Annotated in this window: 22 protein-coding genes and 1 pseudogene; 12 read left to right on the forward strand and 11 right to left on the reverse strand. The window is 64.2% G+C overall.

All coding sequences use genetic code 11. The features are described 5' to 3' along the window. Positions 1 to 3 precede the first annotated feature (3 nt). On the forward strand, positions 4 to 207 hold the full coding sequence (locus tag ACIQC9_RS06735; RefSeq protein ID WP_400613729.1) for a helix-turn-helix domain-containing protein: 204 nt from the start codon (positions 4 to 6) through the stop codon (positions 205 to 207). Between the two features lie 15 nt (positions 208 to 222). On the opposite strand, the gene ACIQC9_RS06740 is transcribed toward ACIQC9_RS06735, so the two are convergent. Beyond that, positions 223 to 432, reverse strand: coding sequence for a helix-turn-helix domain-containing protein (locus ACIQC9_RS06740; RefSeq protein WP_400613731.1), 210 nt, complete (start codon positions 430 to 432; stop codon positions 223 to 225). Positions 433 to 847: 415 nt separating this feature from the next. Here ACIQC9_RS06740 and ACIQC9_RS06745 point away from each other — a divergent pair, with 415 nt between their 5' ends. Beyond that, the gene (locus ACIQC9_RS06745; protein ID WP_400613733.1) at positions 848 to 5,527 is read left to right on the forward strand and encodes a hypothetical protein; all 4,680 of its coding nucleotides are present in this window, start codon (positions 848 to 850) and stop codon (positions 5,525 to 5,527) included. A 108-nt stretch (positions 5,528 to 5,635) separates the two neighbouring features. Here ACIQC9_RS06745 and ACIQC9_RS06750 read toward each other — a convergent pair. From ACIQC9_RS06750 to ACIQC9_RS06765, 4 genes and pseudogenes are all read right to left on the reverse strand, one after another. Continuing rightward, positions 5,636 to 5,872 (reverse strand): annotated as a pseudogene (locus ACIQC9_RS06750) (OmpA family protein); the annotation flags it as partial. 21 nt (positions 5,873 to 5,893) lie between these two features. Then, complete coding sequence (locus ACIQC9_RS06755) at positions 5,894 to 6,148, reverse strand: hypothetical protein (protein ID WP_400613736.1); 255 nt, start codon at positions 6,146 to 6,148, stop codon at positions 5,894 to 5,896. Between the two features lies 1 nt (position 6,149). Beyond that, a complete protein-coding gene (locus ACIQC9_RS06760) occupies positions 6,150 to 6,611 on the reverse strand; it encodes a hypothetical protein (protein ID WP_400613738.1) in 462 nt (153 codons plus the stop codon). Between the two features lie 264 nt (positions 6,612 to 6,875). Further along, complete coding sequence (locus ACIQC9_RS06765; RefSeq protein ID WP_400613740.1) at positions 6,876 to 7,301, reverse strand: OmpA family protein; 426 nt, start codon at positions 7,299 to 7,301, stop codon at positions 6,876 to 6,878. Positions 7,302 to 7,549: 248 nt separating this feature from the next. On the opposite strand from ACIQC9_RS06765, the gene ACIQC9_RS06770 reads away from it, so the two are divergent. The 9 genes from ACIQC9_RS06770 to ACIQC9_RS06810 all read left to right on the forward strand — a co-directional run bounded on the left by ACIQC9_RS06770 (position 7,550) and on the right by ACIQC9_RS06810 (position 16,008). Further along, positions 7,550 to 8,638, forward strand: a complete 1,089-nt coding sequence (locus ACIQC9_RS06770) for a helix-turn-helix transcriptional regulator (RefSeq protein ID WP_400613742.1) — start codon at positions 7,550 to 7,552, stop codon at positions 8,636 to 8,638. Positions 8,639 to 8,713: 75 nt separating this feature from the next. Continuing rightward, a complete protein-coding gene (locus ACIQC9_RS06775; protein ID WP_400613743.1) occupies positions 8,714 to 9,568 on the forward strand; it encodes a hypothetical protein in 855 nt (284 codons plus the stop codon). 1,130 nt (positions 9,569 to 10,698) lie between these two features. Continuing rightward, on the forward strand, positions 10,699 to 11,181 hold the full coding sequence (locus tag ACIQC9_RS06780; RefSeq protein WP_400613746.1) for a hypothetical protein: 483 nt from the start codon (positions 10,699 to 10,701) through the stop codon (positions 11,179 to 11,181). Between the two features lie 38 nt (positions 11,182 to 11,219). Continuing rightward, the gene (locus tag ACIQC9_RS06785; RefSeq protein WP_400613748.1) at positions 11,220 to 12,017 is read left to right on the forward strand and encodes a hypothetical protein; all 798 of its coding nucleotides are present in this window, start codon (positions 11,220 to 11,222) and stop codon (positions 12,015 to 12,017) included. 287 nt (positions 12,018 to 12,304) lie between these two features. Then, a complete protein-coding gene (locus ACIQC9_RS06790) occupies positions 12,305 to 12,583 on the forward strand; it encodes a hypothetical protein (protein WP_400613750.1) in 279 nt (92 codons plus the stop codon). After that, positions 12,583 to 13,023, forward strand: coding sequence for a hypothetical protein (locus ACIQC9_RS06795; protein WP_400613752.1), 441 nt, complete (start codon positions 12,583 to 12,585; stop codon positions 13,021 to 13,023). Before ACIQC9_RS06790 ends, ACIQC9_RS06795 begins: the two co-directional genes overlap by 1 nt. 302 nt (positions 13,024 to 13,325) lie before the next feature. Further along, entirely contained in the window at positions 13,326 to 13,634 is a 309-nt protein-coding gene (locus ACIQC9_RS06800) for a hypothetical protein (RefSeq protein ID WP_400613754.1), read from the forward strand. Positions 13,635 to 14,220: 586 nt separating this feature from the next. Further along, positions 14,221 to 14,865 carry a methyltransferase family protein gene (locus ACIQC9_RS06805; protein WP_400613756.1) on the forward strand — a complete coding sequence of 215 codons (645 nt, stop codon included), beginning with the start codon at positions 14,221 to 14,223 and terminating at the stop codon, positions 14,863 to 14,865. Between the two features lie 813 nt (positions 14,866 to 15,678). Beyond that, positions 15,679 to 16,008: a YnfA family protein gene (locus ACIQC9_RS06810; RefSeq protein WP_400613758.1), complete on the forward strand. Its 330-nt coding sequence runs from the start codon at positions 15,679 to 15,681 to the stop codon at positions 16,006 to 16,008. A 48-nt stretch (positions 16,009 to 16,056) separates the two neighbouring features. On the opposite strand, the gene ACIQC9_RS06815 is transcribed toward ACIQC9_RS06810, so the two are convergent. Together ACIQC9_RS06815 and ACIQC9_RS06820 are read right to left on the reverse strand one after the other, a co-directional pair. Next, positions 16,057 to 16,710: an alpha/beta fold hydrolase gene (locus ACIQC9_RS06815; protein WP_400613760.1), complete on the reverse strand. Its 654-nt coding sequence runs from the start codon at positions 16,708 to 16,710 to the stop codon at positions 16,057 to 16,059. A gap of 177 nt (positions 16,711 to 16,887) precedes the next feature. After that, on the reverse strand, positions 16,888 to 17,343 hold the full coding sequence (locus tag ACIQC9_RS06820) for a carboxymuconolactone decarboxylase family protein (protein WP_400613762.1): 456 nt from the start codon (positions 17,341 to 17,343) through the stop codon (positions 16,888 to 16,890). A 156-nt stretch (positions 17,344 to 17,499) separates the two neighbouring features. Between ACIQC9_RS06820 and sigJ the strand changes: the two genes are divergently transcribed. Then, positions 17,500 to 18,366: an RNA polymerase sigma factor SigJ gene (sigJ, locus tag ACIQC9_RS06825; RefSeq protein WP_400613765.1), complete on the forward strand. Its 867-nt coding sequence runs from the start codon at positions 17,500 to 17,502 to the stop codon at positions 18,364 to 18,366. A gap of 91 nt (positions 18,367 to 18,457) precedes the next feature. Here sigJ and ACIQC9_RS06830 read toward each other — a convergent pair whose 3' ends face one another. The 4 genes from ACIQC9_RS06830 to ACIQC9_RS06845 all read right to left on the reverse strand — a co-directional run bounded on the left by ACIQC9_RS06830 (position 18,458) and on the right by ACIQC9_RS06845 (position 23,072). Next, positions 18,458 to 20,056, reverse strand: a complete 1,599-nt coding sequence (locus tag ACIQC9_RS06830; protein WP_400613767.1) for an FMN-binding glutamate synthase family protein — start codon at positions 20,054 to 20,056, stop codon at positions 18,458 to 18,460. A gap of 326 nt (positions 20,057 to 20,382) precedes the next feature. After that, positions 20,383 to 20,973, reverse strand: a complete 591-nt coding sequence (locus ACIQC9_RS06835; RefSeq protein ID WP_400613769.1) for a hypothetical protein — start codon at positions 20,971 to 20,973, stop codon at positions 20,383 to 20,385. Continuing rightward, entirely contained in the window at positions 20,954 to 21,373 is a 420-nt protein-coding gene (locus ACIQC9_RS06840) for a GreA/GreB family elongation factor (protein WP_400613771.1), read from the reverse strand. Before ACIQC9_RS06840 ends, ACIQC9_RS06835 begins: the two co-directional genes overlap by 20 nt. Positions 21,374 to 21,932: 559 nt before the next feature. Further along, on the reverse strand, positions 21,933 to 23,072 hold the full coding sequence (locus ACIQC9_RS06845; RefSeq protein WP_400613773.1) for a DUF3363 domain-containing protein: 1,140 nt from the start codon (positions 23,070 to 23,072) through the stop codon (positions 21,933 to 21,935). Between the last annotated feature and the right edge of the window lie 274 nt (positions 23,073 to 23,346).

Below are 23,346 nucleotides of genomic sequence, written 5' to 3' on the forward strand. Positions count from 1 at the left end.
GACATGGATTGGAAGAGCCGCGTCGGCACCAACGTTTTGCGTCTCCGGACCGCCAAAAAGTGGTCTCAGCAGGTCTTGGCGGGTGAGGCCGATCTGTCGCTTCGATATTTGGCTGGCGTTGAGCGCGGGGAAGAAAACCCAAGCCTTGAGACTATCATCGCCATCGCGGAAGCACTCGAAGAACCACCCGCCGCTCTTTTTCGCTGACCAAAAGTTGGAACGCTACGAGTGCTCGAACAACGCTCCGAGCGGCACGGTAAACGCACTTGCGAGTTGAATCAGAACGTCCAAGGTCGGGTTTTCCTCGGCTCGTTCGACGCCACCTACAAACCGAACTGAGAGGTTAGCTTCGCCTGCGAGGTCAGCTTGGGTCCAGCCGCGCGCGTTGCGCAGCTTTAAAATGTTGCGACCTAGGACCAACCTCCAATCCATGTGTGATGGGTCGGTGGAATGGCTCCCGCGTTAAAGGTGCTATACTGCTAGTCACATACTGCTCGAAACTCTCACGCGTTTACTATCGTTGCTCGTGGCTTGCTCACCGGGTCACGACAGCGGATCTGCGACCAAATCGACCGTATGAGGTCTCCAACGCGCCAGCACCGGACATAGACACCCTGCCCGAAAGATGACGTTCGGCCTTTGGGGTGTCACGAAGCGTCAGGTCGCTCGTCTACAGGACCAGCCACGCCGGGTAGGCCTGCGCCGATGCGATCGGGACCTGAAGTCATCCGCCATCACGGCTGACTTCAAGGTGATGTTTGGCTCCGCCTTCACCACACTCATCAACGCCCTGGACATGGGACGTTTTTCCGAATGCAGCGCGCGTATCCGCTGGTAAGAATCTGGCATGGCCCAGCGTGCCGACACAAATTCTTCGACTTCGGACCTCGACGGCCTGAAGCGGGCCGTGAAGGCCCTGAAGCCCTCGGGTGCCGGGGGCTTCGAAGGCCTGCTCGCGGTCGTACTGACGAAGATTTCGGGCCAGGATTTTCGTCTGGCGCGCTCCGGCCTCCAGAACGGCAAGGACGGCGCGACGCTCGGCGCGGTGGCGTTCGAGGCCAAGCGCTACGACGCGAAGATCCCCGACGACCAGGTGTTCACCAAGGTCTTTCGTGTCGGCGCGGCCGCGACGCCGCCCCATCTGTGGATTCTCGGCGCCACCGTCGAGGTCGGGACGCAGCTCGCGGACACCCTGACTGTTGGCGCCCACCGACTCGGGGTCGGCGTCCTCATGCTGGACTGGCCCGATGCGTCTCCGCTTCCGCCGCTTGCCCTGGCCTGCGCCATGGCGCCGACGGAGACGCTGCGTTTCCTCCTCGGTGCGAAGGTCGAGGCCGGTCTGATCGACCGGGCCCGGATCGCCCTCGGCGCTCTGGGCGACCGGGAGGGCTTCGCGGAGGCCGCCGCCCAACTGTCCGCGCTGTTGCGGGAGCCCTCGCTGGCGCTTCCTAACGGGGTCCGCGCCAATCGCGCCTTCCTGCGGACGGCCTTCGAAGACCGCCACGCAGCGCGCCTGCGGTTCGGTCAAGGCCTGGCGCCGGGTGCGAGCTACTCTCTGCCCACCCGGGATCGGACCGACCTGTCCACCGAGGTGCAGTCCGCCCTCATGAACGCCCTCAACGGCGAGGTCGTCGCCCTCCTCGGCCGGGAGGGTCATGGAAAGTCGTGGCTGTTCGCCCAAGCCTGGCTGGACATGGCGGAGCCCCCGCTCACCGCCCTTGTCCCCGCCCGTTCGCTGGCGCCGTCGACACCGTTCGGACAGGTTCTGCCCTTCGTGATCAGCCGCTTCGTCGAACAGACGGAGGACTTGGAAAGCGATGCCGTCCGGGAGCGGTGGAAAGCTAGGATCGAAAACTGGACGCCTCGTCTCGCGGGAGAGCCGCCCCGCTTCATCCTGTTCATGGACGGGCTGAACGAAAATCCGGGACTCGACTGGCCGCGCTGGCTGGCGAAGGCGTCCGGGTTCGCCGCCGACCACGGAGGGGTCGTCGCGATCTCCGCTCGACAAGGATTCTTTGCCGATCACGTCCGGGGCGCGCTCGCGGCTCCGGTCACGACGGTCCGGGTTCCCGAATGGTCGGAGCCGGAGCTCCTGGCCATTCTCGAGGAGCACGGGATCGACGCGGAGGATCTATCGGCGACGGTCCGGGATCGACTGCGCAACCCCCGGCTTCTCGGCATCGCCTTCGACCTGCTCGCCGCCGGCGCGATCACCACATTCGCCGAACTGACCATCGACCGCCTGTTGTTCGAGCACATTCGGGTCGGAGCCCAGGACGGAGCCACGCCCGAACCCGTCGACCAGTTCGTGAAGCGGTTGGCCCGACACGCCCAGGAAGTGACCGACCGCATGCTCACCCAGAAGCGGGAGGATCAGCTGGTCTTTGACCAAGCGGCGCCCGGCGCCGTCGGGTACGAGCTCACGCCCGAGCTGGCGGCGGTGACCGCCGAGCATTTCTTCCGCCCCCTTCCGGAAGACCCCACCCAGTACACCCTCAGCGATGAGGGCTTGTCTCTCGCGCTTGGCTTCTCCCTCGTGAAGTCGCTGCAGCGGGCGGAACGGAACGGCCGCGACGTTGGCGAGGCGCTTGGCGGCGTCGTCGATCCGATCGCGGCCCTGGACAAGACGGGCGACGCCGTCTTCTCCGCCCTGCTGGCCGCCAGCATCGACGATCGGGTCAGCGACACCATTCGAAGCGCCCTGATCGTGGGGCTGGTCTCGCTGCAGAATATCGCCGACAGCCTCTACCCCGCCTTCGTCGGGATCGTCCGTCACATCCCGTCGGCCGCCGTCCAGGCCCTGCGGACACTCGTGGTCCGCGAGGGCGCGGCGTTCAACAAGGACTGGGTGCTGGCGGCCTTGCGCGAAGTCCGTGACCGACCTGAATGCTGGGGCGTCATGGCGCCGGAAATCCAGACCTGGCTCCGGACCTATTCGCTGGAGCCGTCGCTTTCGGTCTTCCAGCGCAGAGCCGACGATCCCCAAGCCCACGCCACCCAGGTCGAGACCAGCGCCGCCAAGCTGTCACGGAAACTCGAGCACCTCCCGCCTGTCGAGCGCGCCTTTCTCGCCACTCTCACGCGTGACGACGCGGTCGATCCGTCGGATCTTCATCGGGCCGCCCTGGCGCTTCTCGCCGGCATGCCGCTCGAAGACTTTGCCGACGCTCTCGTCGCCTGCGCCTACACCCTGTGCCTGCATTCAAGCCTGCACGACGCGTCCGATGACTACCGCGCGCTTTTGCGCTTCAATGGGGCCGACTGGGCCGAGACGCGGACCGCTCTTCTCGCGGCGCTCCAGCGACTGAACGGGGACGATGCGTCCGAGACCCTGAAGTGGACGCGGGTCGAGGTCCTGCGCGGGACCTCGACGCTCGGGGACGCGGAGGAAGAGGCGGTTCTTGTCGAAGAACTGACAGCCGATCGCGAACGCCGCGAGGGATGGAGGCTGGTGGAGGATTACAGCCCTTCGGACCCGTGCGACCCCGGATCCGTGCAGGAGGGCGACCTGGCCCGGGTCCTGACGGAGCTCGACGCGCTTGAGGTCGACAAGGTCAGCAGCGGGCGATGGGTGGGGCAAGCGGATCGCTTCCTCGAGGACGCCGGACCGGCGCTGGCGCGGTTTGCCCCCGAGCAGGCGATCGCCGCGCAACGCCGAATCCTGAATGCCGTTCTGGACCGCCCGCCGGAGGACAATCGGATCGCCGTGACATCGATGCGCCCGGCTTCGGCCGCCTTTGATTCCGACGGTCTCGAACGCCTCCGGGCCCTCGCAATCTCGCTCGCCCGTTCCGACTACGAGACCAGACCCGACCGGGACCTCTGGCTGATGTCCCAGTACGCCCTGCTGATGCTCCTGCCCCATCTCGAAGGGGACGCCCAGGTCGAGCTGCTCTCGAGCCTGCCGCCCACGGGCACCTATCTCACCACGCTTCAGGACGTCTTCGCGCCCTGTCGCCCCGAGCGGCTGGACGCGTGGCTCGACGCCGCAGCGGGGGGCGGCGAGGAATCGCAGATCTCCCTCGCGCTCGTCTATGCGCGACAAGTCGGCATCGCCCTATCCCCGGCGTCCTGGTCGATCATCGACGACCTTCTCGCCCACCCAAAGCGCCTCGTCCGCGCTCTCGCTCTTGGCATGGTGGCGAGCGCCGGGGAGGCCGGACGGCTCGGCCTCTTCGTGGCGACCGGATGGTCCGCCCAGGCTCTCGACAAGCGCAAGGACTTCTACGAGATCTGGTTCGGATCGTGGGCCTTGATCCGCGCCGCCGAACAGGGCGTGTCGGCGCCGGAAGCGATCGTCGATCGTCTCGCGCCCGGTCACTTGAAGCACCTGCTCGCCTGCTTCGGCGCCGGCGTTCGGGACGCGATCGCCCGCCGCCTCTTCGGGGCAGTGGCCGTGGTGCTTCTGGCCGCCCCCCCGGAGCGCCCGCCCGCCGTCGAACAGCCTGCGGACCGGACCGAAACGCCCCAGGGGGAGCCACCGCGCTTCTCGCTCAGCGACGAGGAGCCCCGCGCCGGAGGGTTGAAGGCGTTCGCCCGAACCCTCGACCAGACCGACGACGAGTTCGAGGCCGAGCAGCGGAAGGCTTGGGCGGCGTTCGGGTCCTTCGAGAAGGCCTTGTCGAAGGAGGATGCGCGTCTCGTCATCGAGAACGTCGGGTTCGAATGCGCGGACGCGATGGTCGAGCATGATCCGGCGCAGGCCATGACGATGGCGCGGGCGATCCTCGGTGCCCCGGGCCGCCTGCTTCCCGCCGTCGCGAACATCGGCCTGTTGCTCGCCCGCGCGCTCAGCGCCCGGGACGGCGCAATGGCCCGAGACCTGTTTCTGCGCCTCGACTCCGTCGAGCCCTACCTGAGGCTCAAGTTCGGTTTGGCGGCTGTTTCGCTGCATGCGGAGGCGATCTGGCGGAGCGCCGACACCCCCGATCTCGTGACCCTTCGCCGCTCCCGGCTCGACGCCGCCGGCACCGATCATGCCATCGCCATCGAGGTTCAGGCGGCGCTCGACGCCGGCCGTCAGGATGAACTCGATGCCTATGCCGAGGCATGCCTTGCGGACGAACGCCCGATGCGGATCGCGAGAGGGCTGATGGTTCTCGGCTTCAGCCTGGAGTCGGATGTCGCTGACCGCGCGTTCGAGACATTCAGGGACGCCGGGGGCGTGATCGGCAAGGCGGTCGAGGCCGCCCGCTTCGCCTATGACCGCAACCGCTGGGCGCGAACCTGGCGCGATCGCATGGGCGAGGCCGAACGGCCGGCCGATGTCTGGCGATACAGCATCCTGATGGCCAAGATCATCGACGGAAGGTCACGACACTGGCCCCGGCCAGACCCCGCCGTGGTAGAGCGGGCCGGGCGGTTTGCCCCTACCTTCCGGGAACAGATCAAGCGACGCGTCGGTAGATGGAAGACGAAACGCGAGGCCAGCCTGATGGGCGGACCCGTACCGTCGGAAATCTACCTCGAGGCCCCTGTCACGCTCGAACCCCGACAGTCCGCGCGAGGTGGCCGGCGGTCGGATTAGCGCCAGCAGCGGACATTGAAGCGCGGCTAGGAAGCGGGCATTCGGCCGGCATCAGATTTGCACGTTCGCTCTCGACCCTTTGCCGACAAGACTTGTTGAAGCCGACATTCAGCGCACCTGAATAGGTATGATGACAGTGTATGTGTTGCGGTTCCGCGCCGAAGCGTCGTCCCCCGAACCCTCGGCGGTCGGCCGCTCCTCGCCGAAGGTGACGGTCTCGATCCGGGTGGGCGCGACGCCGCGATTGATCAGATAATCGCGTACAGCTTGAGCGCGGCGGGTTCCAAGTGCCAAGTTGTAGTGGTGTGATCCGCGTTGGTCCGTATTGCCTTCGATCCGCACAGCCGCCGAAGGATTGTGTAGGAGTCACCTTGCCTGAGCATTCAGTTTTGGCGCGGCCTCGGGGCGCACTTCAGCGCTGTCCAGGTCAAAATACACGACGCGGTCCAGCTGGTCGAAGGCGGAGAGATCTTGGTCTGCGTGCCCTGGGGCGTTGGGCGAGGATTGCAGCGCCACGGCGTTGCCGGCGGCCAGAAGAACGATCACACCCAAGAGGAGCGAAGAAGTCCGCGCACGTTTCAGGAAGGTTGGAAGCCTTGCGGCTTGCGTCCGAGCGATCACGTTACCAGCCGCTCTGATGGGCCGCGTAGGTCATGCAGCCGGCCGCGCGATGCAAAACCGAGCTTTCACCGTCTCTATAAAGATCGCCCAGCGGTCCCAACACCACCCGCTGTTCTTTTGCGCTGAACGGTCTCACGCCTTCGCCGACGCAGAGCCAGTGTAAATGGCCGTCCTTTTCCCAGGACGTCACGACGATTTCCCCGGCCGCCGATCCCATGCGCTCCAGCACGCGCGACATGCAGCCTTCTGTAGCCGCCGCCTGGGTCCAGCAGCTCTGAAGCTCGCTCGTTTCAAGCCGACTCGGCAGAATGCGCACATACGCCGGTTGAAGCCGGGACAGGACGTCGCGGTTCGCGGCGTGCCCTTCGACGGAGAGGGTCTCCGCGGGTAGCTGCAGAAGCGTCACGGTGGGCGCCGGAGGCGCCTGAGCGACCATCACCGCGAGAGCAATCGCAATAGACATCAAAATCCCCAGACGGTGGCCTCATCTTCTGACCGACGGACCAGCGAGCGTCATCCCGACCCGCGAACGCGTGAATTGCGGCAGGGCGGGCCGGTCCGCCGCATGCGCCCGGATCTCATTTCCTGGTGAGCGTCAAACTCCGGTCCCCGCTTCCCGTCTTCCCGATAGCTGCGCAGATTTCAGCGCGCCGCTTGCCTAGCCGTACCGGTCTATACGTTCCCCTCTCCACTCTTGCTGACGGGACACACTGCTCAAGCAGGCCAATCACCAGCCGGCGCCGTTGGACATGAACAGCTCAACGCGGCGATTCCGCGGTGACGCGGCCGGGGTGTTCCCAAGGGGGCGGGTCGCTCCGAAGGTGGCGATCACGATCGCTTCGGGCCGCAAGCCTTCTTCGACCAGAACCGATCGAACATTGCCGGCCCGACGCTGCGCGAGCCCTACAGCATATCCGGACGAGTTCTCGTAGGACTCGGCCAGGGTGGCGTGCCCCTCGACCCTCACGCTGTCGTCAGGCGCGCCACGGTGGTTGCGCGCGAACGCCGCGATCTGAGCACGCGCCTGGGGCGTGATCGCGTCGCTGTCGGTTTCGAAAAGCATGGTGACGCGGGCCTCTTGCTGCGCAGTCACCGGAGCCGCTGTCGCCGCCACGAGCGTTGCGGCTGCCGCGGCCAAAATCAGTCTGTTCATCCTCATTCGCCTTATCTGTCACCAACGCGCACCGCTGACCACTCTTTGATCAGCAGCCTCGCCGAGATCATCGACCGACGCGTCGCAGCTCTTGAAGCCATGACCCCTCCCCAACGTCAGCAGACAGCAGGCTGCCGTTCGCCTTAGCGTCGCGCGTCTTCAAATTTGTAGAGACTGAGAAGACGCCGTTAAAGTGCGCTCCAGGGGCGGCAGGCCTGGCCTTCGGGGGATAGTTGACGGAAGCGGAAGTGCGCTCTGCGATCGACGCCGTCCAAGACGCGGGCTTCGGCGAGAGGTCCTGGCTCGATGCGCTGACGGCGGTGGCCGATCTCACCGGCTCGATGGGCGCTCAGCTCGTGGGGTTCGGCGAGGACGCCGCCGTCCCCTTCAATTGGGTCATGGGGTTGCCGCCCGAGGCGGCGGAGGAGTTTGTCCTGTCCGGAGGGGCTGACCCCCGGGTCAACTCCCGCGTACGGGTCGGAATGTCCGCCCCCGAGCTCGCAGTTCTGGACGAGACCGCGTTTTCGAGCGCCGAAGATGCGCGCCTTCATCGCGACTATGGACGCTGGCTGGAGCGATACGATCTGGCCTTCGGTTGCCTGTCTCCCCTGCTGAGACGCGATGGGCTCCTTGTCGGCATGGCTCTGATGCGCAACGCGGCGCAAGGGAATGTGACCGCCGATCAGAAGCGCGCGTTCGCCGCCGTCGCGCCGCACGCCCGCGCGGCTGTCCGGACACAACTCGCGGTCGGCGCCCAGGGCTGGCGCCTGGCCTTCAGTCTGATCGACGCCTTGTCCGTCGTCGTGATCGTTTGTGATCGGCATGGGCGGATTCTCGACAGGTCCGCGCTGGCCGACGATTTTCTGTCAAAAGACACGCGCCTGCTCGCGAGACGCGGCTCCGTCAGCGCGGCGCGAGATAAGGACTCTGCTCAACTGAATAAGGCGATTTCCGTCGCGGCATCGCCGGAGAGGCTTGGCCCGCCGCCCCAGCGCCCCGTGATCCTGAGGACCAGAAACGGCGTCGACCCCCTCATCGTGGAGGTTCATCCCGCGCCAGCCGCCTACGCCTTGCGTCATCGCGGCGCGGCCCTGCTGATCGTTCGATCGGCCCCCATTGCAGAAGCCCGGCGAGCCTCGATCGCCCGGGATCTGTTCGGGCTGACCGCGGCCGAAGCCGTGGTCGCTGCGCGTTTGGCCGAAGGACTTGGCCCCCAGGCGATAGCAGAAGGCCTGGAGGTCGGGATCGGGACGATCCGCACCCACATCCGGCGCATCTATGAGAAGTGCGAGGTGAACAGCCAGATCGAGCTTGTGGCCCTTCTCACGCGCCTCTGAGGCTGGACTTCATCGAGGATGATCTGCGTAAATATGCGGCGGCGGTGAACCGCTCGAACCAGCAAGGGGTTGCGGATGATCGGGGCAATCATGGCCTTTGGACTGGGGGCGGCGGGCCTGGCGCCCGCGCCCTGTCCGACCGGGATGTCCGCAAGGCTTGCTGGCGCAAACCCGGCCGAAGGGGCCGCGCATCTGATCCGGTTCAGTCAGGCCGGCGATTCCGAAACGGCGAGGTGCGCCGAACAGTTGGCCGTCAGCGAGGCAAACCGGCACGATGGCCTTGATCAGCGATTCTTCGTGGTCGCACGGGCTGTCGCTCTCGAGCGCCTGGGCCGCCCGGCCGATGCGGTCGCCCTCATGGAACCCCTTGTCGGCTTCCAGCACCACACCATCACCATACCAGCGGACTTCCACGCCGTGCTCTCCCAGGCGTACGCGGCGTCCGGGCGACTGCCCGAGGCGGAGGGCCAACGTCGCCTCGCCGTGGCGGCGATAGACGCCGACCCGCCGTTCGCCATGACGCCGGAGCAGATTCGCGACCTACCACAACAGACGCTGACCATTCCCGTCGTTGCGGTGGCGCCGGCCAATCCGGAACCTAACCTGCTGGACCTCGGCTCGATCCGGATCGAGGGCGAAACCCGGACCTACCAGACCCTGCTGGTGCTGCCGCTGTCGGATGCCCCGGAAGCGATCCGCCGCATCGAGCGACGGGTCGACTGTCAGACCCTGCGCGGTGAACTCGTTTCGATTGAACGCCTAAACGACGAAGGAGACCTCCTTGCGACGGAAGCGCCGGACGACACCCGTGAGGATTTCAGCGCGTCCGTGGATCACCGGCGCCGCATGGTCTGTGCGGCGACACCCGCGCCGGAAGGTCCGGCCTCTCCCCAACTCGTCTACAGGCTATTCGGTCAAGAGGGGACGTAGCGCCGGGAACCGCGTCCAAAGGCTGCTCGACGACGGGCAGATGATTTCGTCAACCACCCCGCCTCGGGACGAGCCGAGCAGTCGGCCTATACAATAATGGAGAGGCCGCGGCCGGGCTTTCACAGGTAGGCTAACCTCGACACCAAACGGAATCAGCCTGTCTGCGACACGCCCCAAATGCCGATGCTATCAATCCTCGCCGTAGTCCTAATCTGGGCCCAGGACCCGCCACCGGCGCCGCCGTCTCTGCCTTACAATCCACCACCTCTTGCGAATGGCATCGGCATTCGGGGTGATCTGGGAAGGGATTGTTCGGATCGTCTCGATTTGCAGGGCCGATGGACTCATCTGAGCGAGACGCAGATCGCCCAAGGCCAGCGAATCTGGCTGAGCGTCTCATCGTCCGAGTTCGACGCTGTCCTCGAAATCATGGGTGCGGACGGAGAGCTGGCGGCAAGGATCGAGGACACGAAGGGCGGCGCAGAGACCGGCGCGTTCTTCACCGCCGAAGGGACGCCCTCACGCGAAGGTGTCAGTCTCGTCTACTCCTACAGGGTGACGTCGGCGGCTCCGGGCGAGACGGGTCGCTGGCTCGTAGAGGATCGCCGGGACGGGTCGAACCAGCGGATGTTTGCTGACGACACTTCACAGCCCCGCCCAACTCGATCGTGCGGCAGCCCATCGTGACGCGGCGACCGGTACTGAGCGCGCTTCGCTGCTGTCGGGCATCGCTCTCAGCGCCTGCGACCGCCCGCCCTGAGACTTGGGGAGGCCGGTCCGTCACAGGCCTTGGTCGCCGCACGGTCGTGTTGGCGGCAGGTCTGGCTGCCGTCCACCTGCTGCTCCCCGCACCTCTCGCTCTGGCCCAGTCTGCGACACCACTCGACGCCAGGCCGCCGCAGGCTGAGTGTCCAGCCGTTCGTGATGTCGATGTTCGGGCGATGGCTCGGCAGTTCGAACGGGACCGTGCCGCGGACGCTCGCCGCGCCGCGCGTGGCGGACCCCCAACCGCCGACGTGATCGCCCAGAGGATGATCGACGCCGTGAAAATCCCGGGCTGGGCGTCTCATAGACCAGCTGAGACCTCTCCGGTGATTATCCGAACACGCATGGTTCCGGGCGGAGGTTACGTGACAGATCACCGCTCCGTCGTCTGGCGCGACAATGACGGCGAGTGGTGGGTCTGGAGACAGGTGTTGGGCGGGCCGCCCGCCACGCCTCCGCCTCCGCCGGGGCCGGACGTCCAGCGCGGCTCGGCCGAATGGGTCGCATGGGAGAAGGCCCAGCCGCCGGCGGATCGGTCCATGGACGATCGAAACTATCCGCCCAGCGAAGGGCGGCTCGCCGGTCCGGACGCCGAGCGCCTCGAGGCGGCCTGGCGGGACGCCTGCCGCGGCTGGGATCCTGACTTCTGGCCGGCCGAAATCCCCCTGAACCGGCGTATCGACGGTCAGAGGCGCCGCCTCTGCGCCCAGGACCGATCCGCCCTCTTCGGCGAGATCAGGGAGAACGGGCAGCCGGCTCGGCTCGTGGGCGCCGCCTGCCGTAACGACAGTCCCACCTATCGAATGATCGAGATCGCGACCTACGCAACTACGAGCGATGAACGCTAGACGCCGGTTCGCGCCTGCGCCGAAGATTGGAGCTTCTTTTGAGCAAGACCCTGTTGGCGGCCGCAGTCGCTGCGACCCTGTTCGCACCCGCAGTCGGATTTGCGCAGACCGCCACGCCGATCCGGATCGGAGAGTCCCTGACAGGCCGCATCTCGGCGAGCGACCCCGTCCTAGTCGATGGCATACGACATGACTGCTATCGGTTTGCCACGGAGAAGGGCCGACATGCCCGGATCATTGCGCAATCCTCCGACCTCGACGCGTTTCTCGTCATCGGGCAAGGGGAGTCCTGCGTGCCGTTTCGCGAAGGCTCGGGTACGGACGACGACAGTGCAGGCGGAACCGACGCGGCCTTCAACATCTATGCGAGCGGACAACGTTTTACGATCGCGGTGCTGGATTACGACAAGACCGCCGAGGGCGCCTACACGCTCACGGTGGAAGCGGACGGCCCTCCGTCGACCGGGGAAAGCCTGATTGTCGAGGAGCTGGACTGGTACGCTAACGATTACGCTGCCGTCGGCGTGTATGCGCGACGGCGGGACGAAACCCGGATGTCTCTGCGTCAGGGCGCATCCGAGGACTGGACTGTCACGGTTCCCGCAGGCGGGCGCTACTCGGTTCTCGGCGTTTGTGACGAGAACTGCCGTGATTTCGACCTGATCGTCCGCGGCCCGGATGGGGAAATCACGCGGGACGACGCTTTCGGAGACGTCGCACGTGTGGGGTTCGGACTCGAACAGGGCGTCGCTCCGCAGATCACCATTACGGGCGTGATGGCGAGTTGCGCCAGACCGACCTGCCGGGCTGGCGTCGCGGTCTTCAGGGTCGACTAGACGAATGGATCGATTAACAGGACAGGAAACGCCCGCAGATGGCGCCGTTCCCGCTGCTTTTACGGGATTCAGACCACGTCCGCTTCGAACCCGCCTGTTCGCGTCAGGGCGATTCACCAACGCTGGACTCCGCATCCCGACGCATGCGTGGGACAGGTCCAGGCAACAGGGGTGCCCAGCGCGCGGCGACGGACGGTCGGCGATCTCTGTTTGTGGGGGGCGCTATGACGGGTGACAGTCACGCCAGCGGAGACGATGCGGGACTGGATTCTGGGCTGACAGCCGCGATGGACGTCTTTCTTGACCATCTCGAGGTCTGGATGGCGTCGCCACCCGAGCGCGGAGCGCCGATGTCGCACGAGCAGATCCAAGTGGCCCTGGGGCTTCTCACGTCCTGCAACTATGGGGCCGCGGTGCTGCTGAGCCGCCTGAGGGCGGCTGGCGTCAACCTCCACCGTGACGACGACAAGGACATGGACGGCTGGACCGTGGAGCAGGTCCGGCTGGGCAATTTCGCCAAGGCCGCCGGTGACGGCCACAACGTCGTCACGCGAAAGGAAAGATAGTGTACCGCGCCGTGATAACCATAGCCGCTGCGGCGAGCGTGAGTTTGGCAAGCCCGGTGTTCGCCCAGACTGGCTCCGCCCTGATCTTGAGGCTCTATGGGGAACTTGAGGCCAAGCTCAGACAGGAGGGCACCGCGTTTACCCGCATGCGCGCCGTCGACGGTTTTCTTCCCAACACTGGCCAGAACGAGGTGTTTGTCCCGATCGAAGCCGGCGGAAGGTATGCTCTTATCGGGCTGTGCGATGAAAACTGTGTCGATCTGGACCTGACAGCTATCAACAGTTCAGGCGTGACGGTCGCGTCGGACCTGGGACCTGATGATGAGCCAGTCCTCGATCTCGGTACGGATGCACCCGGCGTTTATCGGATACAGACGAAGATGGCTGACTGTAGTGCAGCCCGGTGTGCATATAGCCTTCGGCTCTACCGCTGGGACTGACCTCGGCACCCCGGCGTCATGGACACCGGCAGACCGCTAGGGATCAGGCATCAGACATGGGTAGAACACTTTGACATTGGGTTGATCGCATATCTTGGAACGACGGATCGCACGCGGGCGAGAATGTCGAGGCGGCTTGCGCGCTCGACGATCTTCAGACCCGCACCACGCTTGTGCAAGCGCACGCCAAAGGCGATCCCGAACCGCAGACGCCGTCAAGGTTCGCGTCCCGAGGGCCACCTACATGATCGTGCAACCCCCGAAGTCCCAAGCTGGCTTCCGCTTCCGGTATATTGGACCCCATGACCCATTCATTAGACGACGCGCTCGCTGTGATTCAGGACCATCTCGAGCGATATATGCAGGGACCTTCAGAACGTGCGACGCCGCTAAGTCCGCAGGAGGTGGACGAGTCGCTCCAGTGGATGTCAGCGGCGAACTACGGCGCCGCGGTTCATCTGAGCCGCCTGCAGAAAGCCGGCGCCGACCTTGTGCGCCAGGACGGGAAAGATATGGGCCTTTGGATCGTCGAGCAGGTGAAGTTGGGTAACGTCGCCCGTTCGACCCGGATCGACTACAACAAGCGTCACGGTCTCTCGATCGAAGACTAGGCCGCTCAGAACCGGCGCCTTGCATTGTCGGATTCTCCACAAAACATCTTCGGCCTGTGGACCATTGCCGCTGAGTTACTCTACGTGAGAAGCGGACGGCCGACCAGTTTATGCCATCGCCGGCCTCGCCATCTCACCGACACAACGTAAGCCACGCTGTTGCGGTCAGTCACTGAGCATTAAACGCAAGACTCGCACTTGCGAGGTCGCCGAAAAATGACGGCAAAAACGCGAGTATAATCGCTGGCGCTAGGGCCAAGAGCGCCCACGGCGCGTTCCGAAAATGCATGAGCCCTTCCCACATGAGAGGGTGTCATGAAAACCTTGGATCGCTCAACTCCGCACGAAAGATGATCACCGGAACCGCATTCGCTGCCCACTCTTCTCTGTCGGCCCTCGGCCGCTGTGTGGAGGTTCAGCACCGCGCCAGGAGCGGTCATTCGCTTGTGACCGCTTTCAAGACATTGGTCTCAGATCAGGCAATGGCTGCTTCCGAACCTAAGCAGACATTCCGCTTCTCTCCATGCCTCCAACCGTGACACAGTGAGCACTTAGCTGTTGGGCCGCCGATCAAGCGCCGACCCTCATGAGGCAACGCTACATCCCTATGTCGCTCGCTCAGACGCCGGACCTTCGTCGTGTTCAGCTCATCCGAAAAGCAGTCCTTCTGGCCGCTATCCTCGGCATCGTCGCTCTCGTTGCGTTCAGTCAGACAGTTGGTGGTGAGACCCCCCTCCACGAGGGGCTTGAGGCTGTCGGCATGGCTGCGATGGCAGTCTGCATCGTCGGTCGGGCTTGGTGTTCCTTATATAATGGGGGACGCAAGAAAGCAGAGATAGTCGATCAGGGACCGTACTCGATCAGTCGCAATCCACTCTATGTCTTCAGCTTCATTGGCGCTTTCGGGATGGGAGCCCAGTCGGGCAGCCTGACAGTCGCCGCCCTCTTCGTTTTGATCGCGGTACTCGTGTTTGCAACGACAGTTCGGCGCGAGGAGACTTGGTTAACTGGCACGTTTGGCGACCGCTATCGCGTCTACGTCGCCCGGACTCCACGCTTTTGGCCGAACTTCTCGAGGTGGCGGGACCAAGAAACAATCGAAGTGCGCCCTCGCTTCTTTCTACTGACACTGCGGGATGGACTGGTGATGCTCTTGGCGTTCCCGCTCTTTGAGGGGCTGGAGCTATTGCAACATATTGGTTGGGTCCGGGCGCTGATCTATGTGCCCTGACGTATAGCTAACCAGCGTTAAGCTCACCTCTCCGGAAGTCTTGACGGCGCCCGACGATCCGCTTTCCTGAATCGCCAGTCTCGATCCACGCGAGACGTGATGCCAACGAGCTGCAGGAACGTGATGACGAGAATGGCGCCGCCAACCGCTGGCGTGGCGACCGACTCCACCACAGGCGACGCCTCTATCAACAACGGCAGCCAGGCCCATCGAGCGGGAAACCGCATGACGTTGACGTGTGGATCTGCCTTGAGATGAGGGCAGTGAGCAAGCGAGCGCTCGACACAAGCATTGTGAAGGGGTGCGATCGACCCGGCGTCGACTAGCAGTTGCCTGTCTGCAATGGATCGTGCGAGTTCAGGCGCCTTTCCAGACCGGCGAAGTTGGCCCGCCGAAACAACACGCGCTACCTGGGTCCATCGGTCGTCTTGATGCGTCGGTTGTCCGCACATCGGACACAGCATCTCCAACACCGAACGCCTCTGCCGCACGAGATGGTTTTTGGAGTACTGAGGCTGCCCATAACCCGGGTTCTCGACCTGGATCAACGCCGGTCGAGCCTGCACCGTGGAGCAGGGGCGCACGCCAATGACTGGCTCTGCGGTCCAACTCGTGACCCAAGGCACATCGACACCGACGACCAGCCGCGACTTTTTCATGGGGGCTCCACGCCGAGGAGCTGGGCGTGTTCGGAGACTAACGCTGAATGTCTACTGCGGCTACCCACACCCGCTTCCCACCCATTGCGGACGTTAGCATGATCTGGTGACTAGGGTTGCGGAAGATAGCCCGCGCGATCAACCCGAGGACTGCATGAAAGTCAGCTTGCTTGCATTCGTAGGGGCAGCGGTCGCCGAGATCGCCGGGTGCTTCGCGTTCTGGGCTTGGTTAAAACTGGGCAAATCCGCTTGGTGGCTTGTGCCTGGTCTCCTGTCGCTCGCCTTGTTTGCCTACCTGCTCACGCTTGTTGATGCGGAGCACGCCGGTCGAAGCTATGCGACCTACGGCGGCATCTACATCGCCGCCGCCGTGATCTGGCTCTGGGTCGCTGAGGGCGTCCGGCCCGACCGTTGGGACGTCTTGGGTACCGCCGTGTGCCTCATGGGCGCTGGTATCATTCTCTGGGGCCCCCGATCTGCGTAGGTCGTCCCACCCTTAGCCAGCGGTCTCCTACTGACTCCATTGCGGACATCAGCGGATAAGCTGGCGGATCGCGTTCACGACCTCCGCTGGTTGCTCCATTGGGATCAAATGCCCGCAATGCTCGACGATCGTCAGGGTCGAGCGTCTGATTTTCTCCTGGAGAACCCTGCTCTCGTCGATACTCCTGAGCTTGTCTTCAAGCGCCGCCATAACGATCGTGGGGCAGCTGATTTCGCCAAGCCGGTCAGTGTCATCAAACCTCTCCATACGCGATTGGGGCTGGAACACTTCATGTCCCAAGCGTGCGCTCATAGCGCGGACCCGATCAATGAGGTCCGGAGTGGCATGATCGGGGTGGAGCGAGCGGGACACCGCTTTCACACTCAAACTGCCAAATCGGTTCGTGATCTCTGAAGGCGGGGGTGCCGGTTGACCCCGCGATGAACTTCCGATTAGGGCCAATGCGCAAACGCGCTCCGGCGCTTCATAGGCCATCGCGCGAGCGACATAGCCGCCCATCGAAAACCCCACGACCGCGAGCGGACCGCTCGACATTGACAGGGCTCGGTGCGCCATCTGTTCGACCGTGGCGTCCCGAGAGGTATCAGCGTCCACTACTCGGCCCATAGCCTCAAGTGACGGGCGGACCTCTGACCACATGTCAGCGTCCAGCATGAAACCGGGAACGAGAATAATGTCCATGACCGAAACTATCCCCAGCCCGACACTGAAAGCCAAGGCCCACTAACCGCCCGTTGCAGACTTGCCTACGCCTAGGGCGACTTAGGTCAGCGCTGCGCCAGCAGCCGACATCCGCCCATCGGCAACAACGCGACATTGAGCGACGTGCGGAGCCCGTCGGGGACTCCGCGGTGTCCATCAGGGTTGCGCTTTCACCGGCAGGCGGAATGGTGCCCCTAGCCGATTGAATGCATTCATCGCGGCGATCGTGATGGTCAGGTCCACTAATTCCTTCGGTTCGAACGCCGCAACGGCCGCAGCATAGGCCTCGTGTGAGGCGTGGGTCTCGCTGACGCGAGTGACTTCCTCTGCCCAAGCCAGCGCTGCTCGATACGTCGGCGGGAACAGGTGCGGGACTTCTGCCCATACCGAGACCAAGACGACCTTGTCGATCGGCATGGTCTTCAGGAGGTCTCGGGTATGGAGGTCGATGCAGTGAGCGCAGCCATTGATCTGCGACACGCGCAAAAACACGAGATGGATCAGCTCTTCAGCGAGGCTCGTGCCGGCCATGATATAATGATGTACGCCGTAAAACGCCTTCGCGCCCTCCGGGGCGACGGCGTGCCAAGTCAGGCGGGTATCGGTCGTCATATGGATGTCTCCGTCATCTGCGCCGATCATCGGCGCTACGGGGTCTTGACGAGGCAGCTCGTCAGCCTGTGACATCTGACGGACTTCAAGGCGGGCACGTCACACTGCGGAACGCTCTCTCGTCATCCCTTCGACGTCCATAAGGATCGCTGCGCGATGACGCCGACAGACACGAGAACAGAAATCTTCGAGGCGGAGCGCCCTCGACTGCTTCGCCTCGCCTACCGAATGCTCGGCTCGATCAGCGAGGCCGAGGACGTCGTCCAGGACGGCTGGCTGCGTTGGGCGGGCGTAAGTATCGGTGTCGACAGCCCGCCCGCCTATCTCAATCGCATTATCACTCGCCAGTGTCTCGACCGGCTGAAGTCAGCGAGAGCGCGTCGCGAGGCCTACGTCGGACCTTGGCTCCCCGATCCTCTGGTAGACGCCGTCGATCCGGTGGAGACGATCGCCGACGACGTCACGGTGACCCTGATGCTCGCAATGGAGCGCCTTTCCCCGCTCGAGCGCGCGGCCTTCCTCCTGCACGACGTCTTCGAGGTGCCGCTCAACGATATCGCCGTGACCCTGGACCGCGAGCCAGCCGCAGTACGGCAGTTGGCGTCTCGCGCCCGCAAGAACGTTAAGGCCGAGCGGAGCCGCTATCCACTCGATACGGCCGCCGCCGACCGGATAGCGCGCGCATTCTTCGCGGCCGCCCATAGCGGAGACACTGGATCGCTTGCGGGGCTTCTCGCCCGGGACGTCGAAATCCACACCGACGGCGGCGGCAGGGTGTCTGCGTTTCGCAACATCGTCCGTGGCGCCGACAACGCCCTACGCCTGTTCAGCCACGTTTCTGGCGATGCCGAACGGCGCCCGACCCTTATTCGCACGGCGATCATCGACGGTCTGCCCGGCTACATCAGCTACAATCCGGACGGACGTCTGCAGACGACTGCCCTCGATGTCGCGGATGGGCGGGTTTGCGCGATCTACATCGTACGTAATCCGGACAAGCTGGCGCACATCACAGCGGGCTAGCCCAGCGGCGAGGCTGGATCGCGCCAGAGCCGGACATCCGCCCGAAGACCACCAGCGGACCTTCGAGATTGTCGACAGCGATAGGCATCGCCTAGGTCGCGACGGCGAAGCTGTCCGCCCGGGCGAGACGCCATGCCGCGCCATAGAAGTCCCGGTCAGAGTTGCCCGCCAATAATTCCCCCCTCTCAAGGAAGATATGCAACTGAGAGAACAGTCTGATCTCGGTCAGACTGACGCGACGGACGAGATGATGGGGCCCAAGCCGACTCGGATGATCAAGGCCTGCTGCAGCGATCATCTCGGACAGGGCCAGCAGAGTGTTTCGATGGAAGTTGTGCACGCGCTCGGCCTTGTCGCTTACGACAAGCGCTCGCTGACGCATGGGATCCTGAGTGGCAACGCCGGTGGGACACTGGTTCGTGTGGCACGAGAGGGACTGGATGCAGCCGATGGCGAACATAAAGCCGCGTCCCGCATTGGTCCAGTCAGCGCCGAGCGCCATGACAGTGGCGATATCGAAGGCGCTGACGATCTTGCCGGCGGCACCGATCCTGATCTGGTCGCGCAGGCCCGCGCCCACGAGGGTGTTGTGGACGAAGAGCAGACTCTCGCGAAGCGGCATGCCCAAATGGTCTGCAAATTCAAGGGGTGCTGCTCCCGTCCCTCCCTCAGCGCCATCGACGACGATGTAGTCGGGAAGAATGCTCGTCTCGAGCATCGCCTTCACAATGCCCATGAATTCCCAAGGCTGACCCACGCATAGTTTGAACCCGACCGGCTTGCCGCCGGACAACTCGCGCAGTCGAGCGATGAAATGAACGAGCTCCAGCGGCGTGCTAAAGGCCGAATGTCCTGGCGGCGAGATACAATCGAGGCCGACGGGAATGCCGCGTGTGAGCGCGATCTCGGGGGTGACCTTTTCGCCAGGCAGAATCCCCCCTTTACCAGGCTTGGCGCCTTGGCTGATCTTCAACTCAATCATGCGAACTTGGGGATCAGCGGCTTGCTCGGCGAACCGGCGTGGATCGAACCGGCCTAGGTCGTCTCGACATCCGAAGTAGCCGCTCCCGATCTCCCAGATGAGGTCGCCGCCGTGCTCGCGGTGATAGGGGCTGATGGAGCCTTCGCCCGTGTCATGAGCGAACCCCCCAAGCTTCGCGCCCTTGTTGAGCGCGCGGATGGCGTTGGCGCTCAGGGCCCCAAAGCTCATGGCGGAGATATTGAAGATTGAAGCAGAGTAAGGTTGCCGACAGGCCTCGCCGCCGATCGAAACCCGGAAAGAGCCGGGATCCGCTGCGGGGACTGGTCTGGTGGAGTGAGCGATAAATTCGTAGCCATTCTCGTACACGTCCAGCAGTGTGCCGAACGGACGGTCGCTGACTTCATTTTTGGCGCGCGCATACACAAGCGAGCGCTGGCTACGAGAAAACGGCGTCTCCTCGTGCTCGTCTTCAAAGAGATATTGCCTGATGCCAGGCCGAATATCCTCGAAAAACCAACGAAGCCGGCCCACAAGCGGGTAGTTGCGTCGGACGGAATGCGCCGGCTGGCCCAGGTCGTAAAGTCCGAGCGCAGACAGGACCGCCGCCAAGGCGAGACCAGCCCAGGCCCAAGGGGCGGGAAGCGCCGGGATGACCAGCAGCACTGAAGTCAGGCATGCCGCGAGAGGAGCAAAGCGAATGAATGACACGAGAAACTCCGAACTCGGTGCAGAGACCTACTGTGGGCCTCGCCAAAATGACGCCCACACCGGCAAGAGAAGTTGGCAGGCCTTTCGGGATCGTCGCAGCCGCGCGTCCAGCCGGCGGACAGGTCTGAGGAACCGGCGGTCCGATGCGCAGGCTCAGGTCAATCGACCTGCGACAAGGAGGCCGAGCAAGCTCGCAGCCAGCAATGAAAGGACGATCCAGCGCTTGGTAGAGGAAGGCCGTGTGACCTGAAGCTTCGAAAGGCTGCTTGCATAGAATGGCGGTCTTGGACGGCCGACCTCTGTGCCGACAATGTTGTGTCGTCCTCTCATGACGCGCCTCTGCCGACGAAGGGCGCGACCCATCGGGTCAGGATCCGCCAAGGCCAATCGCCCGAGAGCGCCTCGACGCGTTCAAGCAGTTTTGGGACCGAGCAGAGCATCGCAAGGCGGACTTCGTCACCGGCAGGAATGGCGGGATGATCCCACAGAAGCTCTTGGAGAATGGCCTCCTGGCGCATCCGTTGCGGGAGGAGGTCGTAGCGCGTGTCACGGCCGAGCCGCCGCGCATTCCGTTCCTCGATCCTGACGACCAGAGCCTCGGTTTCCGAAGTGCGGTGCGGGGCATGCCGGAAAACACGCTTCGCGATCACCGCCCGCTCCGCAGACGGCACACTAGTCTCGATCAGCGGTTCGGGGACGCCAGGATCGCGAACGCCCTTCTCCAGCGCGAGGGATATCAGCTGGTCCCGGCCAATGGGGGAGAACGCAAGTTCGGCCGCCTTGCCCAAGATCAGTTCGGTGTGACCTTCGCCGGGGCGGCGGGTTTCCAGATCGACTCGCTCCCACCACGCCGCGCTTATCGCTTCTGACGCGGCGGCCTCCAGCAACATCGCGTCGCTAGTTCGCATGCGCGTCATGAGAATTCACCACGTCCAGAACCTTCAGCCGGTGCGGTCGACCCTTGTCGTCGATCCAGCCGAACTCGGCCCCGACAGCCAGGCCGAGCAGAGAGGCGCCGACCAGGCTGAGGATCGAAACCCAGCGCTTGTCGATATCGGCGTCCGCCGGCAGGACCAGTCGGATTTCACGGATTTGCGCGCTGCTGTGGTCTTCGTAGGTGACCCAACTGCCGATCCGGCAGAAGGGTCGCGTATTCGAGGTCTCGTCCACCATCACGGCCCGGTCGAGCTCATCCTCGAGCAACATCGCCGCGGCCGACGTCGGCGCGCTGCCAATCATCGCGGCGAGGATTGCGTGGTCCTGGGTGGTGATCAGAAGCCGAGGCTTTCTGATCGCTTTTGACCGGGTCTTTGTCATAACGAACGTCCTTGTCGCCTGCGGCCGAAACGCGGCACGCCATGACCGCACTGAGCGGCGCAGGGGCTGACTGAATGAGAGAAAGAATTCGCAAGCGCGACATCATGCCGTCAGCGTTACCGAGCTGACGTTCACTCTGAAAATCGCGCGAGAAAGTAGTCCCCAAACCCTGAGCGTTCGCTCAATACGAGTTTGGGGCTAGACGCCTCCGACGAAACGTCCTGCGTGAAGCGTATTCCGCGTATGTACGGCGCATTTCCACATTACGACACCGAGTGTGCGCTTTTGCGCATGTTCGGTCAACTCTTCACCCGCCGCCGAACATTTGATCGTTCCACAACACCTCGGGCGGCGAGAGGCTGCCGCATGCGCATCCGGCCAAGCATCCTTACTTCGCTTCCCGCCTCAGCTAGGGCCGGTGGTGATGCGGAAGATAAACGAAGGCGGAGCCATGCGGCACATGGGCCAGAACAGAATCTAAAAGCGGACTCTCCGAAAGTCGCCAAAGAGTCAACAACGGTCGAGCCAGCCGAACCTTACACAATCGCAGCGACCACACCTAAAGACTCAGGTCGCCTCCCCTTCCCCTAGACAACTGCGCCAATCCATTCTGCAGAGGCGTAAGCTGCACAACGGCGCCCCGAGCCGGCAGGAGGCTGCCGGCCGCCAGCCGGGCGTAATGCTCCACCCCGTCCCCTGCCTTTACGATCACCCAGGGCGCGACGCCGAGCTCATCATGGAACCCCGCCTTCGCCACGACGCCCCGCACGGGATCGACCCCAAGCGGTTTGACCTCTCGCCCGGCCTCGAGCCGTCGCGCATTCATGGTTCTGATGATATCGCCCCGCGCCTGCAGTGTCCGGAGCTTGATCTCCAGCTCCGGGTTGAGGCGGAATCGGACGCCCGCCCTCCGGGCCAGCCCTAACTGCTCCAGGTGCCTCAGCCGGCCCCGGGTCAGCGCCGACCAGGCGTCAGGCCCGCCTACGCCGTCCGCAACGAGACCGTGCCCGTCGACCGCCGCGAGCAGTCGACGGTCGAACCCGGTGAACCGGTTGGCTTCAGTCTCCTTCCACACCCGCTTCTCGGCATCGATGCGGGACAGGTCCCCCAGCCGTTCCTGGGCGACCTCCGACGCCCGCGCACGGAAGCCGTACCCCATGTAGTCGCGAGGGATGACGAGGTCCCGTCCGTCGCTTCGTTTGCCGCTGACGAGCACATGCGCATGCGGCTGGTCCGTGTCGAAATGGCAGGTCGCCACCCATTGCAATCCCGGCTCTCCCAAGTCCGCGGAAACCCGACCCATAACGTCCCTCACATATCCCTTGAGATCGGCAATCCGGTCCCCGTGCTCCGGCGAGATGATGAAGCGGAAGTGGTGCCGGTCCGCTGACCACGAGCCCGTCTCATCGACCGGATCGACGCCGTCGATCCGCCGATCAAAGAACTCCGGCCGCGCGCCTTCCACACCCGCTCCGGAGCGACCCAGATAGGCGACGTGTTTGGCGAGCGCCGCCGCGCGATCCGCGCCCTTGCCCCCGTGCCGGCAGACTAGGGCCTTGACGATGACCCGCTGCCGAACGTCCAGGCGGAAGGGCCGGTCGGACCGGTTCTGGGCCGCGCGAAGCACGCCGGCCCGGTCTCCAAGAGCGAACGATCGCGAGCTCGCCAGCCGCTTCATCATGCCGTTGCGGACACTCACGCGGTCGGATTTGAGCGCCGTCGGCAAGTGCCCGTGTAGGCCGTCGGAGTCGAACCTCCGGCCCCCGTTTAGTCGGTCTTCCAGACCTTCCCGCACCAGCATCTGCGATGACCCTCCGCCATCCGGTGGGAACGGTCGGCCTCAACTCTCGGCAAGTCTCGCCGCCGACCGCTCCCACCCACTAAGTGCCTGTGATGCTAGGAGAACGACGAAGCGCCAGAAACCTCCTTTTATCTTGCCCTCCGCCCCCTTTTTGAGATTTCCCGCCGCACTT

Source organism: Brevundimonas sp. NPDC092305 (assembly GCF_044755415.1).
Lineage (GTDB): Bacteria > Pseudomonadota > Alphaproteobacteria > Caulobacterales > Caulobacteraceae > Brevundimonas.

Bases quoted from the DNA above. Each gene is read 5' to 3' on its own strand.
- ACIQC9_RS06735 (WP_400613729.1), top strand. From the start codon at position 4: ATGGATTGGAAGAGCCGCGTCGGCACCAACGTTTTGCGTCTCCGGACC.
- ACIQC9_RS06740 (WP_400613731.1), bottom strand. From the start codon at position 432: ATGGATTGGAGGTTGGTCCTAGGTCGCAACATTTTAAAGCTGCGCAAC.
- ACIQC9_RS06745 (WP_400613733.1), top strand. From the start codon at position 848: ATGGCCCAGCGTGCCGACACAAATTCTTCGACTTCGGACCTCGACGGC.
- ACIQC9_RS06760 (WP_400613738.1), bottom strand. From the start codon at position 6,611: ATGTCTATTGCGATTGCTCTCGCGGTGATGGTCGCTCAGGCGCCTCCG.
- ACIQC9_RS06765 (WP_400613740.1), bottom strand. From the start codon at position 7,301: ATGAACAGACTGATTTTGGCCGCGGCAGCCGCAACGCTCGTGGCGGCG.
- ACIQC9_RS06775 (WP_400613743.1), top strand. From the start codon at position 8,714: ATGATCGGGGCAATCATGGCCTTTGGACTGGGGGCGGCGGGCCTGGCG.
- ACIQC9_RS06790 (WP_400613750.1), top strand. From the start codon at position 12,305: ATGGACGTCTTTCTTGACCATCTCGAGGTCTGGATGGCGTCGCCACCC.
- ACIQC9_RS06800 (WP_400613754.1), top strand. From the start codon at position 13,326: ATGACCCATTCATTAGACGACGCGCTCGCTGTGATTCAGGACCATCTC.
- ACIQC9_RS06805 (WP_400613756.1), top strand. From the start codon at position 14,221: ATGAGGCAACGCTACATCCCTATGTCGCTCGCTCAGACGCCGGACCTT.
- ACIQC9_RS06810 (WP_400613758.1), top strand. From the start codon at position 15,679: ATGAAAGTCAGCTTGCTTGCATTCGTAGGGGCAGCGGTCGCCGAGATC.
- ACIQC9_RS06815 (WP_400613760.1), bottom strand. From the start codon at position 16,710: ATGGACATTATTCTCGTTCCCGGTTTCATGCTGGACGCTGACATGTGG.
- ACIQC9_RS06820 (WP_400613762.1), bottom strand. From the start codon at position 17,343: ATGACGACCGATACCCGCCTGACTTGGCACGCCGTCGCCCCGGAGGGC.
- sigJ (WP_400613765.1), top strand. From the start codon at position 17,500: ATGACGCCGACAGACACGAGAACAGAAATCTTCGAGGCGGAGCGCCCT.
- ACIQC9_RS06835 (WP_400613769.1), bottom strand. From the start codon at position 20,973: ATGACGCGCATGCGAACTAGCGACGCGATGTTGCTGGAGGCCGCCGCG.
- ACIQC9_RS06840 (WP_400613771.1), bottom strand. From the start codon at position 21,373: ATGACAAAGACCCGGTCAAAAGCGATCAGAAAGCCTCGGCTTCTGATC.